The sequence below is a fragment of the Curtobacterium flaccumfaciens genome, assembly GCF_051548005.1.
Classification (GTDB): Bacteria; Actinomycetota; Actinomycetes; order Actinomycetales; family Microbacteriaceae; genus Curtobacterium.
On the sequence record NZ_JBPUGH010000029.1, the window covers coordinates 1 to 11,777 of the forward strand.

11 protein-coding genes and 1 pseudogene are annotated in these 11,777 nt (G+C 72.6%); 2 read left to right on the forward strand and 10 right to left on the reverse strand.

Going from position 1 to position 11,777, the window contains the following annotated elements:
* The first annotated feature begins 127 nt into the window (after positions 1-127).
* Positions 128-793: an SDR family NAD(P)-dependent oxidoreductase gene (locus ACSW7Y_RS05735; protein WP_438125368.1), complete on the forward strand. Its 666-nt coding sequence runs from the start codon at positions 128-130 to the stop codon at positions 791-793.
* A 23-nt stretch (positions 794-816) separates the two neighbouring features.
* Here ACSW7Y_RS05735 and ACSW7Y_RS05740 read toward each other — a convergent pair whose 3' ends face one another.
* From ACSW7Y_RS05740 to ACSW7Y_RS05765, 6 genes are all read right to left on the reverse strand, one after another.
* A complete protein-coding gene (locus ACSW7Y_RS05740) occupies positions 817-1,053 on the reverse strand; it encodes a hypothetical protein (RefSeq protein WP_438125369.1) in 237 nt (78 codons plus the stop codon).
* The gene (locus ACSW7Y_RS05745) at positions 1,050-1,637 is read right to left on the reverse strand and encodes an ArsR/SmtB family transcription factor (RefSeq protein WP_438125370.1); all 588 of its coding nucleotides are present in this window, start codon (positions 1,635-1,637) and stop codon (positions 1,050-1,052) included. Before ACSW7Y_RS05745 ends, ACSW7Y_RS05740 begins: the two co-directional genes overlap by 4 nt.
* A gap of 82 nt (positions 1,638-1,719) precedes the next feature.
* Complete coding sequence (locus ACSW7Y_RS05750; RefSeq protein WP_438125371.1) at positions 1,720-2,460, reverse strand: SGNH/GDSL hydrolase family protein; 741 nt, start codon at positions 2,458-2,460, stop codon at positions 1,720-1,722.
* Positions 2,461-2,589: 129 nt separating this feature from the next.
* A complete protein-coding gene (locus tag ACSW7Y_RS05755) occupies positions 2,590-5,376 on the reverse strand; it encodes an FtsX-like permease family protein (protein WP_438125372.1) in 2,787 nt (928 codons plus the stop codon).
* Positions 5,373-6,104 carry an ABC transporter ATP-binding protein gene (locus ACSW7Y_RS05760; protein ID WP_438125373.1) on the reverse strand — a complete coding sequence of 244 codons (732 nt, stop codon included), beginning with the start codon at positions 6,102-6,104 and terminating at the stop codon, positions 5,373-5,375. The genes ACSW7Y_RS05755 and ACSW7Y_RS05760 overlap by 4 nt, the downstream gene beginning before the upstream one ends.
* Entirely contained in the window at positions 6,101-6,679 is a 579-nt protein-coding gene (locus tag ACSW7Y_RS05765) for a PadR family transcriptional regulator (RefSeq protein ID WP_438125374.1), read from the reverse strand. Before ACSW7Y_RS05765 ends, ACSW7Y_RS05760 begins: the two co-directional genes overlap by 4 nt.
* 159 nt (positions 6,680-6,838) lie before the next feature.
* Here ACSW7Y_RS05765 and ACSW7Y_RS05770 point away from each other — a divergent pair, with 159 nt between their 5' ends.
* Positions 6,839-7,762: an endonuclease/exonuclease/phosphatase family protein gene (locus ACSW7Y_RS05770; RefSeq protein ID WP_438125375.1), complete on the forward strand. Its 924-nt coding sequence runs from the start codon at positions 6,839-6,841 to the stop codon at positions 7,760-7,762.
* A gap of 103 nt (positions 7,763-7,865) precedes the next feature.
* On the opposite strand, the gene ACSW7Y_RS05775 is transcribed toward ACSW7Y_RS05770, so the two are convergent.
* The 4 genes and pseudogenes from ACSW7Y_RS05775 to ACSW7Y_RS05790 all read right to left on the reverse strand — a co-directional run bounded on the left by ACSW7Y_RS05775 (position 7,866) and on the right by ACSW7Y_RS05790 (position 11,732).
* The gene (locus tag ACSW7Y_RS05775) at positions 7,866-8,744 is read right to left on the reverse strand and encodes an aldo/keto reductase (protein ID WP_438125392.1); all 879 of its coding nucleotides are present in this window, start codon (positions 8,742-8,744) and stop codon (positions 7,866-7,868) included.
* A 108-nt stretch (positions 8,745-8,852) separates the two neighbouring features.
* Positions 8,853-9,425: pseudogene (locus ACSW7Y_RS05780) on the reverse strand (YdeI/OmpD-associated family protein); the annotation flags it as partial.
* A gap of 140 nt (positions 9,426-9,565) precedes the next feature.
* Positions 9,566-11,137: an FAD-binding oxidoreductase gene (locus ACSW7Y_RS05785; protein ID WP_438125376.1), complete on the reverse strand. Its 1,572-nt coding sequence runs from the start codon at positions 11,135-11,137 to the stop codon at positions 9,566-9,568.
* A 43-nt stretch (positions 11,138-11,180) separates the two neighbouring features.
* Positions 11,181-11,732 (reverse strand): acyl-CoA thioesterase, encoded by a 552-nt coding sequence (locus ACSW7Y_RS05790; RefSeq protein ID WP_438125377.1) that lies wholly within the window; start codon positions 11,730-11,732, stop codon positions 11,181-11,183.
* Between the last annotated feature and the right edge of the window lie 45 nt (positions 11,733-11,777).

Here is an 11,777-nt window from a genome sequence, read left to right on the forward strand (position 1 = left end):
GGCCGTGAGGGGGTACGACAGGACCCGCCTCCCCCGGGCACCCGCTGGTTCAGTGGACGTCGGCGGGACCGGACGGTCCCGCCTACGGGCCACCGCCCGGACACCGTCGTCCCGGAAGGACCACACCATGACCACCATCGCCATCGTCGGCGCCGGCAAGGGCCTCGGCGTCGAGACCGCCGCCCGCTTCGCGCGCGAGGGGTTCTCGGTCGCGCTGATCTCGCGCAACCAGGACCGACTCGACTCCCTCGCCGCGCAGCTCCGCGAGCAGGGCCACACGGCTACCGGCTTCGCCGCGAACGTCCGTGACGGGGACTCCCTCCGTGCCGCACTCGAGCGGGCCACCGAGCAGCTCGGACCGATCGAGGTGCTGCAGTACAGCCCGCTGCCCGCGAAGGAGTACATGCGGCCCGTGCTCGAGACGACCGCGGAGGACCTCGTCGGCCCGATCGAGTTCTCCGTGTACGGCGCCGTGAACGCCGTCCGACAGGTGCTCCCTGGCATGCGCGCACTCGGGAAGGGCACGATCCTGTTCGTGAACGGCGCGAGCGCGGTCCGACCGGGCGCGCGTGTGACGGGCACGTCGGTGGCCTTCGCCGGAGAGAGTGCCTACGCGCAGCTGCTGCACGACGCCGTCGCCGAGGAGAACGTGCACGTCGCGCAGCTCATCATCCCCTTCGGGATCGACGACGGGCAGGAGGAGCACTCGGGCGCGTCGATCGCCGAGCGCCTCTGGACCCTGCACAACGAGCGCGGGGAGTTCCGCACCTACGCGGAGTCGCTCCCGGAGTGACGCCCCCGGGCGGGGCGCGACGGTCAGTGGATCCGCGGGAACCGGGCGGCGAGTACCTCGTTGTGGAGTTCCCGGGCGGCCCTGGCGCGCCGGACCTCGTGGACGAGCCCCAGGGACATCGGGTCGGGCGCGCTCCGCGCCGCCTGGGACAGGCCAGTGCGAGCGACGCGGCGTTCGCTCCAGCGGAGCAGGAAGACACCCGTGCGGTGCGCGGCACGTTCGAGCGGCCCGGCCTGGGGCAGGTGGAGTGCGGCGTTCATGATCCCTCGGTTTCGTCGTCGAAGACGGGTACGGCCGCGAAGCGGACGAACACCCGACCGGAGCCGGGTTCGTCGGCATCCGGGTCACGGCGCTGACGGAAGGTGGTGAGGAGCTCGAGCGTCGAGTCGGTGAGCTCCTGGAGTTCGGCGGGCGTCAGGCGCATGACGAGCGTCGACAGGGTCGCGGCGTCGCGCCATGCACCCAGCGATCGTTCGTCCCGGGCGATGAACTCCCGGATGACCTGCTCCGCGTGGTCGTTCGAGCCGGCGGCCACGAGGCGTGCCGCGGCGAGTGCGGCCGGCGACTGGGGTCCCTCGGAACCGCCGCTGTGCAGCGTCGCCGGCGTGCGGCGCCACCAGCGCTCCCGTCCGTTGCCGCGGCCGTCGACCTCTTCGATGAACCCGTGCTTCTCGAGCTGCCGGAGGTGGTAGCTCGTGGAGCCGGAGGACTCGCCGACTCGTTCGGCGAGGGTGGTGGCGGTCGCCGGGCCGTGCGTGGCCAGCTCGTTGAGCAGCTGTGCACGCAGCGGGTGCGAGAGCGCCTTCATCTCCGGGAGGTCGAGGACGCGGTGTTCGGTGGCCATGACCCGAGCATACGACTGCAAAAAGGTCTTTGCAACGCTTTTTTTGCAGTGTTTTGTTTGCAGAGAAGCCTCTGCCGTCGGATCAGCGCGCAGCTGCCTCGATCGCGTCCGCCATGTCCTCAGCGACCCGGACGTTCGCGGCGGCCGTGGGGTGGATCCCGTCGGGGGTCGTCCCCGGCTCGTACGCGCCGTCGGCCGCGCGGATGGCGGTGAACGGGTCGACGTAGGACCAGCCGTGCTCCTGGGCCTCGGCGCGGAGCTCTCGGCTGAGGACGAGTTGGCCGGCCCGCCGGTCGGCGCCCCAGAGGCTCGTCGTCCGGTCCGACGGCGGGCCGGCGACGATCAGCACGTGGTGTGCGTCGACCTTCCGGACGACGGCGTCGACGTTCGCGGTGATCCGTCCGACGGGGACGGCCTGGTTGACGTCGTTCGTCCCGAGCTCGACGACGAGGACGTCGGCGTCCGGGACCGGCCCGATCTCGTGGAGGACCTGGTCGGAGCGGTACCCGCTGTGCGCGTAGCCGCCCACCGCGTGGAGGTCCGGGTCGCCCTCGAGCTGGTGCAGCCACGAGTCCGGCCGCGCCGTGATGGAGTCGCCGGCGTACGCGAAGGTGACGGCGTCCGTGGCGTGCGCCGTGTCGAGCGCGCCCCGGACGACCTGGTCGGGCGTCCGACGGAGCGCCGCGTCCTGCCGCAGCACGGTGTCCCTCCGGATGACCGTCTCCTGCTGGACGGCGACGGCTCCGTCCGCCGCCGCGGTGTGCGCGGTGGCGATGACGACGGCTCCGGTGCCGACGAGGGCGGCGGAGGCGATGATGCTCATGAGGACCACGAGATGGCTGGTGCGGGACACGACTACAGGTATCCCGCGGAACGACCCGGAACACCAGACCCCAGACCTGGGGAATCGTCGCGGTGACTGTGGCTTCTCGCACCCGGCGCTGGGAACGGGTCAGGGTGCACGGCGTACCGCCAGACGTCGACCCCGTCCCGACGTGAGCCAGGTGGCCGTGGTGACGAGGACGGGCAGGCCGATCGCGAGCAGCGCGAGCACGGGCCAGTCCGCCACGAACGGCATGTGGCTGACGCCCGGGGGCGTCTCCCCGAACCGCAGCGTCAGCGCTCGTATCGGGAGGAGTCCGAGCACGGTGCCGATCACCGCGCCGACGGAGGTGAGGATCGCAGCCTGCCACGCCGTCGTCCGCCGACGCAGTCGGGGGGCTGCGCCGATCGCGTCGAGCACCTCGTCGTCACGTCGACCGTCCGCCCGCGCGAGTCCGATCGCGACCGCGGTGGCGCCGATGGTCACGGCCGCCGCGAGCGCGAGCGCCAACGCCCGGACCGGCGCGCTGGCGTCCACCGGACCGGCCTCGTAGGAGAAGCTCGGCGCCGATGCCTGCGCCCGTGCGGAGCCGCCGTAGCTCTGCCATGCCGAGGCGAGCTCCCCCCACTGCTCGGGTGAGACCTCGCCGTCGAGTCGGGTCACGAGCAGGCCGTCCACGGCGGGGACCCGGTACCGCTCGGCGGTCGCCTTGGTCATGAACACGCCGATCTGGATCGGCGGGTCCTGCTCGTCGAGGACCGCCGGGATCGTCGTCGTGGCGTCCGGGTGCTCCGGGTCGGGCGACGTCGCGTCCTTCCAGCTGCGGCCACGGAAGGTGTCGAGCCGGACAGCGTCTCCGTGGACGTACTCGGGCCACAAGGAAACGGCCTTCCCGTCGCCGAGGGCGTCGCGGACGGCGGCGGACGGCCGGTGCCCCGTGAGCACGCCGTAGTCGTCGACCGTCCCGGTGAGGACGTGCGCGCTGCCCCCGGGCTCGAGCCACGAACCGCAGGACTCGTCGGTGCAGCCGGCGGGGCGCTCCCAGAGGTGGAGCTGCGTCAGGGTGCTGGGTTCCTCGGTCGGTTGCTCGTCGACGAGTCCGAGCACGCGGATGCGGTCGTGGTCGAGCACGCGGGCGCTGACCTCGGCCGCCCGTGCCGTCACCGCGGCGTCGTAGCCCTGCGGGTACGACCGGCTGTCGAGCCGTTGGACGTCCGCCGTGGCCACCCCGACCGCGGTGCTGTACTGGTAGTCGCGGACGTACTGGGCGTGCTGCGAGGCGTTCCACGTGATCACCACGGAGGCCACGAACACGACGCTCATCACGCTCGCGAGCACCGGCACGGTCCGGACCGGGTTCCGACGCGCGTCTCGTCCTGCCATCCGCGCCGCGAGCCCGAACCGGCTCGACACGCGCGCGACGAGGGCGAGCAACCACGGCGAGCAGATCGCCACCCCGAGCTGCACGAGGCACGGCCCGATCGCCACACCGGCGCCGACGACCCATGCCCAGTCGTCCCGTTGCCCGCTCTGCTCCGGCCGGTCGTTCAGGACGAGGACACCGATGCCGCACGCAAGGGTCATGACCGCGCCGAGGGCGATGAGGAGCGGTCCCCACACCCGACGACGGCGGGTCGTCGCGCGGCTGGGGTTCTCCGGGCGGAGGGACCCGCGGAGACCGGCCAGCACGTTCACCCGGGTGGCGGCGCGGGCGGCGGCGAGGGAGGACAGGACACCAGCGACGACGCCGGCGACCGCGATGCAGAGGAGCATCACCACGGGGACGTGCAGCCCGGGGAAGGAGTTCACGTTGCCGTTGTCGAGCAGGTGGAACGCGAGCGCTCCGATCCCCACGCCGATCGCCGTCCCGAGGACCGCTCCGGCCGTCCCGAGCACGAGTCCGGACCCGGCGACGACCGACCGCACGACGCCACGCTCGGCACCGACGCTCGTCAGGATGGCGTACGAACGGGCATCGGCGCGGGTACCGACGAGGAACGCGGCACCGGCGAGCAGCCCGACCTCGAACAGGGCGAACACCCCGACGAGCCCCAGCCCGGCGATGTACCACCCGAGGCTCTGCGGGCCGGAGGAGCCGTCGATCCGTTCGTCCGGCGGATCGAGCACGACCGGACGCGACTGCACGACGATGCCGTGGTCGTTCAGCCGCTCGATCTCCGACCACGTCGGGGCGTCCGTCGGCAGGTACACCGTGACCGCGCCACCCTCGGAGCGGCCCGTCGAGATCGGGGCGGCGTCCGCGGCGATGCTCCCCCACGGCAGGTAGACCGTCGTCTCGTCCGGATCCTGCCCGAGGTCACGCATCGTCCCGGTGATCGTGAAGCGCTTCGTCACCGGGTCGGTCACGTCGACCGTGTCACCGATGTGGAGCCCGGTCTTCGCGAGCATCGCCGGCGTCACCATCGCCTGGTCGCGTGCCGTCGGCGCCGTGCCCTCGAGCACGTGCCAGTGCCCGTCGAGCACCGGATCCCACGTGTCGCCGAGCGTCGCGGCGGTGCCGACCGGTCCGTGCACACCGCGCAGGACGACGTCGGCGGTCGTCACCGGGATCGCGAGCGCACCTTTCGGCACGTACTGCAGCACGTCGGCGAAGGGGGTGTCGTCATCGGCCTTCGCCGCAGGGCTGTTCTCCTCGGTCTGGGTGTTCGTCCAGTACACGGGCTCCTGCCGCATGCCCCGGGCGTCGGGTTGCTGCGTCGTCATCTGCGCCTGGGCGTGGCCGAGGTCGTACCGGAGCTGCTCGGTGGTGGTCGGCTGCGTCGACATGAACAGCACCGAGACCCCCGCGAAGCCCATCGTCGGCAGGCCGATCAGCGCGATGATGAGTGCTGCGCGCCCGGTCTTCGCGAACGCCAACCGTCGGCCCAGCCGGAGTGCCGGCCGGAGCCGGATCACGACCGGGTCCGGTCCGCGAGGGCCATCTCGACGCCGGAGTACACCGTCTCGTCGACGACCCGGCCGTCACGCAGGAACACGATGCGGTCCGCCCAGGCGGCGTGCCGGGCGTCGTGGGTGACGAGCAGCGCTCCGGCACCCGCGTCGACGTGCCGACGGAGCATGCGGAGCACGACCTCGCCGGTCTGCGAGTCGAGGGCACCGGTCGGTTCGTCGGCCAGGACCAGCCGGCGCTCGCCGACGACCCCGCGCGCGATCGCCACACGTTGCTGCTGCCCACCCGACAGGTCGTCCGGGAAGGCGTCGGCGCGGTGACCGAGTTCGACGTTGTCGAGCGCCAGCTGCGCGGCCCGGCGGGCACGGCTGCTCTTCCAGCCGTCGAGCTCGAGCGGGAGTGCGACGTTCTCGATCGCGGTCAGGGACGGGATGAGGTTGAAGTCCTGGAACACGAAGCCGACGAGACGTCGGCGGAGGGCGGCGAGCTCCTTCGCCGGACGGTCGGCGACCCACTCGCCGTCGATGCGGACCTCGCCGCTCGTCGGGGGCAGCAGTGTGCCGGCACAGGCCAGGAGCGTCGACTTCCCCGACCCCGAGGTGCCCATGACGGCGACCATCTCCCCGCGGCGGATGGTCAGGTCGACACCGGCCAGGGCGGTCACGGCCTTCGCGCCGGAGCCGTACTGCACGCTCACGGCGTCGAGCTCGAGGAGCGGAGCCGCGGCGTTCACCGGGCGCTCCGGACGGTCTCGTCGGAGAACGTGGACGAGGACGTGGACGCGGCACGATCGTCCGGTCGGTACCGGGAGACACTCGACTCGACGTGGTCGAGCCAGCGGACCTCGGCCTCGGCCTGGAACACCATCGACTCGAGCACGAGCGACCACGCGAGGTCCGTGGCGGGGTCCGCCGTGCGCTTCAACCGCGTCAGGTCCTGCAGGTTCCGGACGGCCGCGCCGCGCTGGACCTGCACGAGCCGCTCGACGTCGACGCCCGGCACGGTGACGGCCAGCGCGAACTTGATCGCGAGTTCGTCGCGACCGCGCTTCGCCGGGACCGGCTCGCTGAACCACCGTGTCACGGCGTCGCGGCCGGCTTCGGTGGCCGTGTAGACGACGTGCCCGTCGTCGTCGGCGTCGCCGCGTGCGACGAGCCCGTCGCGCTCGAGCCGGTCGAGGGTCGTGTAGACCTGGCCGATGTTGAGCGGCCAGCTCCCGCCGGTGCGCTGCTCGAACTCCCCCCGGAGCTGGTACCCGTAGCCGGGTCCGTCCACCAGCAGCGCGAGCACGCCCATCCGTACGCTCATGACACTCCCCCTCGTCCGGCCCGTGGTCGGGCATACCGAGTATGCCCATACCCGGTATGCATCCGCAAGAGCACGACGCCCCGGCATCCCCAGTGGACACGGATCGAACGTGCACGGGTCACCCCGTCCGCTGTCAGACCGGCTCCCTACCCTCGGACCGTGCCCTTCCGTTCCCGCAGCCGGAACCCCGGTCGCACGGTCGTCGTCACCTTCGTCGGTGCGGCGCTCGTGGTCGGGGTCGTCGTCCTCCTCGCTCCGCGCGTGCTCGACGTGCTCGGGACGCCGGGGTCGGCGATCGGATCACTGCTGCCGTGGATGGGCGTCCTGCTCGTCCCGGTCGCCGGACTCGCGCTCGGGACGCGGTCGAAGCGGCTCGCCGTCCTCTCCGTCGCCTACGCTGCGGCCTGGTCGGTCGCGGTGCTCCCCGGGGTGCTCGCCCCCGCGGCGACGGGGGAGCCACAGCTCACCGTCGTCACGCAGAACGTCGAGGCCACCAACGAGGACCCGGCGGCCACCGCCTCCGCCATCGCGGCACGGCACCCGGACGTCATCGCGCTCGAGGAACTCACCGGTGACTCCGGAGACGCCGTGCAGACCGCGCTCGCCGACGCCTACCCGCACCACTACCGCGTCGGCTCGGTCGGGGTGTGGAGCCGGACGACGCTGAGCGACGGGGAACCCCTCACGCTCGGACTCGGATGGGCGCGGTCCCTGCGGGTCACGGTCTCCACCGCGATCGGCGACGTCCGGGTCTACGTCGTGCACGTCGACTCGTTGCGGCTGCGGACCGAGGACGCCCGGCCGACGATGCTGCGGTCGCTCACCTCTGAGGTCCGCGACGACCCCGCCGAACGGCTCGTCGTGGCCGGGGACTTCAACGGCGGCGCGTCCGACCCGCTCATGGCGCCGCTCCGCGCAGAGCTCGCCGAAGGGGGCGGCTTCGGTTTCACCTGGCCCGCGCAGATGCCGGTCGTCCGGCTCGACCACGTCTTCGTCCGCGGGCTCGGCACCGTCTCGACGAGCGTCCTGCCGTCGAACGGCAGCGACCACCGCGCGGTGCTCGCGCGCCTGCGCGCCGCCTGATCCGAGCGGCGACGGACGCCGCAACACGACGGACGGGAGGCCCGTGACCAGCCGGTCACGGGCCTCCCGTCCGTCGTGGGGTCGCGTCAGCGATCCGGCGACCTCAGTGGCCGAGGCCGGAGAGCTCCTCGAACTCCTCGTCGGTGAGTTCGACGACGGCACCCTGCAGGTTGTCCTCGAGGTGGTCGACGCTCGACGTTCCGGGGATCGGCAGCATGACGGGCGAGCGCTTGAGCAGCCACGCCAGGGCGAGCTGCGCCGGCGTCGCACCCTTGCGCTCGGCGATCGCGGTGAGCGGCGAGTCATCGCCGGTCAGACCGCCGGTCGCGAGCGGGAACCACGGGATGAAGCCGATGCCCTGCTCCTCGGACCAGTCGAGGAGGTCCTCGGCGTCGCGCTTCTGCAGGTTGTACAGGTTCTGCACGGAGACGATCGTGGCGTGCTCCTGCGCGGCCTTGACGTCGTCGACCGAGACCTCGGACAGGCCGATGTGGCGGATCTTGCCCTCGTCCTGGAGCTTCTTGAGCTCGCCGATCTGGTCCTCGAGCGGGACCTTCGGGTCGATGCGGTGCAGCTGGAACAGGTCGATGCGCTCGAGGCCGAGGCGGCGCAGGCTCATCTCGGCTTCTTGGCGGAGGTACTCCGGACGGCCGACCGGCGGCCACTCGTTCGGTCCGGTGCGGGTGAGGCCGGCCTTCGTGGCGATCACGATGTCGTCGCCGTACGGGTGCAGGGCCTCGCGGAGCAGGTCCTCGGCGACGTAGGGGCCGTAGGAGTCGGCGGTGTCGAAGAAGTCGACGCCCAGTTCGACGGCGCGCTTGAGGACACGGACGGCCTCGTCGTGGTCCTTCGGCGGTCCCCACACGCCGGGGCCGGTGAGCTGCATCGTGCCGTAGCCGAGGCGGTGGACCTCGAGGTCGCCACCGATGCGGAAGGTGCCGGAGGACGCTGCGGGACGGGTGGTGTCGGTACCAGTGGTCATGCACGCCGTTGTACGCCGCACCCGTGACGCGTCCCTGAGCGCCCGTCCCCCACGCGAGGCCGCCGGATGCGGATGTCGGACGTCGACCCCGCGCTCCGCCGGCGGCTTCCGCGGGTACGGGGTCTCGCCCCGCTCCAGTCCGCCGACGAGCTTCGCGATCCGGTTCGCCCGAGCCGCCGCGCTCGGGGCCGTCGTCACCCGGTGCAGCACCGCGTACCGGTTCGTGCCGTCGAGCTCGGCGAACAGCGCCGCGGCGGCCGGGGCGGCGTCGAGCGCTGCCCTGAGGTCATCGGGCACCGTCGCGGTCGCAGCCCCCGCGTAGGCACGATCCCATCGACCGTCGCCCTTCGCCCGGTCGATCTCGGCCTGGCCCCGTTCCCGCATGCGGCCGTCCGCCACGAGGGTCGCGACGATGCCGATGTTCCGCTGCGACCACAGGGACGCCCGTCGTCGGGGCGTGAACCGCTGCCGGAAGGTGGCGGCGTCGCGGCCGCGCTTCTGCCCGTCGATCCACCCCGAGCAGAGCGCCTCGTCGAGCGCTTGGTCGTAGGTCAGCGACGTGGGCTCGGTCGTGCCCTTCTTCGCGAGGACGAGCCACACGCCGTCGGGGTCGTCCTCGTGCTCGTCGAGCCAGGCGCGCCACGCTGCGGCGTCGGGCAGCACGAGGTCCTCGGTGTCCATGCGCCGATGCTAGGCCGCACCGCCGACGCGGTGACGATCGTGGCGGACCCGCACCGAGCCTCCAGGCCGGGTCACCGGGTCACCGGGACGCCGGGTCCACGTCCTGTCAGGACGCGACCCGGTGCCTCAGAACCGGTGCCTCAGACCCAGTGCGGCTGCGACAGCAGCCCGTCCGGGTCGACCTGCTCGGCGATCCGGTGCAGGCGCGAGGTGTTCACGCCGAAGTAGTCCGACGGGTCCGTGATGGCCGCGTCGCAGTAGTTCGCGTACGCCGCGCTCCCCCACGCCGGCGTCATCGCCTTCCGGAACGCCCGCACGTACGCGTCGAACGGTGCCGGGTCCGTCCCGTCCGCGAACACCGACGTGTACTGGACGGTCATGAGCGCCGACCGCCACGGGAAGGCCGAGTCCGTCCGCCCGACCCGTGCGACCGCCCCGCCGAGGGCGTCGAGCGAGACGCCGCCCTCGAGGTTGCCGGACACGTCTCCGGCTGCCGCCGCGTGCTGCACGAGGACGTCGATCTGGGCGTCCGTGAGCTTCGTGCCGCCGATCGACGAGGTCGCCGCCTCGGACACGCGCTGCGGCTTGCCGGCGAGCGCGGACATCGCGGCGCCGTAGGACAGCTGCTCGGCGGTGTGCCGTGTCGGCTTCGCACCCGTCGCGGCGATGAACCCGTCGACCGAGGCGTCGGCGCCGGTCTTCGAACCGGTCCACACGCCGGTCACGGTCACCGACAGTGCGGCGTGCCGCGACCCGCCGAGCAGCTTGAGCGTCGACCACAACTCGTCGTCGGCGGACGGCGCCCAGTCCTGCCACGCGCGGACGACGTCTGCTGCGGCCGACGCCGGGAACGCGAGCTCGAAGAGCAGGACGCCCGGCGCGGTGCGGGTCCGGAAGGTCAGCGCGGTGACGACGCCGACGGTCCCGCCCCCGCCGCCTCGGCAGGCCCAGAACAGGTCCGGCTCCGCCTGTTCGGAGACGTCGTGCACGGCACCGTCGGGCGTGACGAGCCGCACGGCCGTGAGCTGGTCACAGGTCAGGCCGAAGGAGCGTGTGAGCACGCCGACACCACCGCCGAGCGTCAGGCCGCCGGTCCCGACGGTCGGGCACGAGCCGGCGCCGATCGCCCGGCCCTGGGCGGCGAGGGTCGCGTACACGTTCGCGAGCTGCGCACCGGGGCCGATCGTCGCGGTGCCGTCGGCGTGCACCTCGATGCCGTCGAGTTCCTTCGTGCTGATGACGAGCGAACGCGGGACGTCGGTACCCGGGGCGCCGCCGGCCGACCAGCCGGTGTACGAGTGACCGCCCGCACGCAGCGCGACGGGGGTGTTCGTGTTCCGCGCGAATGCCAGGCCGGCCTGCACGTCCGCCTCGCTCGTGGCGAGCAGGATGCCCTGCGGGTCGGCGTCGTCGTAGCGCGGGTTCTCGAGCACCCGGGCGCTGTCCCAGTCCTGCGATCCCGACCGGAGGAGCGTTCCGGACACCGCGGCGGCGAGGGCCTGCCAGGAGTCGGGGCCGCCCGTCGTGGAGGACGAGGTCGGTGTGCGGTCCGGTGCCGCGTCCGTCGCGGAGGCCGACGGCGTCCGGCCCGGCCGCGGCGCCCCACCGGAGCACGCCGCCAGGAAACCGGCGATCCCGATGCCCACGCCGCCACCGATCAGCGCGCGGCGGCTGGTCCGGCGGGGGGCTCGGTCGGCGGAGTCGGAGTCCATCGCCCCTGTCTACGCCATGTGCGACCACTCCACGAGGCCGTCCTCAGCGCGTGGTGCTGCTGATCCGCACAGCGTCCGCCCACTCCCGGACCCAGTCCGGCACGGTGAGGTCCCGCGGCGCGGGCCCGGTGACCGCGAGCAGCTCCGTCGGGGTCACGTGACCGCCGTCCCGGTGCAGGAACCGCGCCTGCACGACCGCCCGCGCGATGACGCTGTCGCGGCGGACGAACGTCTGCTCCATGTACACCGACCGTTCGTCCATCCCGAGCACCCGGGTGCGCAGGGCGAACCGCTGCCCGAGCGTCAGGGACCGCTTGTACGTGATGGTCTGCGCGGCGACCACCGCGTACCACCCGCGCTCGGACGCCGCCTGCCAGAACCCGGAGCGCGTGAGCAGGTCGTAGCGCCCGAGGTCGAGCAGGGACAGGTACTTGCCGTTGTTGACGTGCCGCAGCGGGTCGAGGTCGGTGGGTGCGACGCGGAACGGCGTGCGTGCCTCGTCCCAGAGCGAGGTGCCGCGACCGAGCCGGGACGGACGCGTGCGTGCGAGTCGGGTGCGCAGGGTCAGGAGCAGCAGCCGGAAGTACAGGTTCACGGACCGATCACACCAGTTGCACTCTGCACCCGGCGACTGTGTTGG

What these genes read in the sequence shown, in the direction of transcription:
- ACSW7Y_RS05735 (WP_438125368.1), top strand. Translation starts at nt 128, where the DNA reads ATGACCACCATCGCCATCGTCGGCGCCGGCAAGGGCCTCGGCGTCGAG.
- ACSW7Y_RS05740 (WP_438125369.1), bottom strand. Translation starts at nt 1,053, where the DNA reads ATGAACGCCGCACTCCACCTGCCCCAGGCCGGGCCGCTCGAACGTGCC.
- ACSW7Y_RS05745 (WP_438125370.1), bottom strand. Translation starts at nt 1,637, where the DNA reads ATGGCCACCGAACACCGCGTCCTCGACCTCCCGGAGATGAAGGCGCTC.
- ACSW7Y_RS05750 (WP_438125371.1), bottom strand. Translation starts at nt 2,460, where the DNA reads ATGAGCATCATCGCCTCCGCCGCCCTCGTCGGCACCGGAGCCGTCGTC.
- ACSW7Y_RS05765 (WP_438125374.1), bottom strand. Translation starts at nt 6,679, where the DNA reads ATGAGCGTACGGATGGGCGTGCTCGCGCTGCTGGTGGACGGACCCGGC.
- ACSW7Y_RS05775 (WP_438125392.1), bottom strand. Translation starts at nt 8,744, where the DNA reads ATGACCACTGGTACCGACACCACCCGTCCCGCAGCGTCCTCCGGCACC.
- ACSW7Y_RS05785 (WP_438125376.1), bottom strand. Translation starts at nt 11,137, where the DNA reads ATGGACTCCGACTCCGCCGACCGAGCCCCCCGCCGGACCAGCCGCCGC.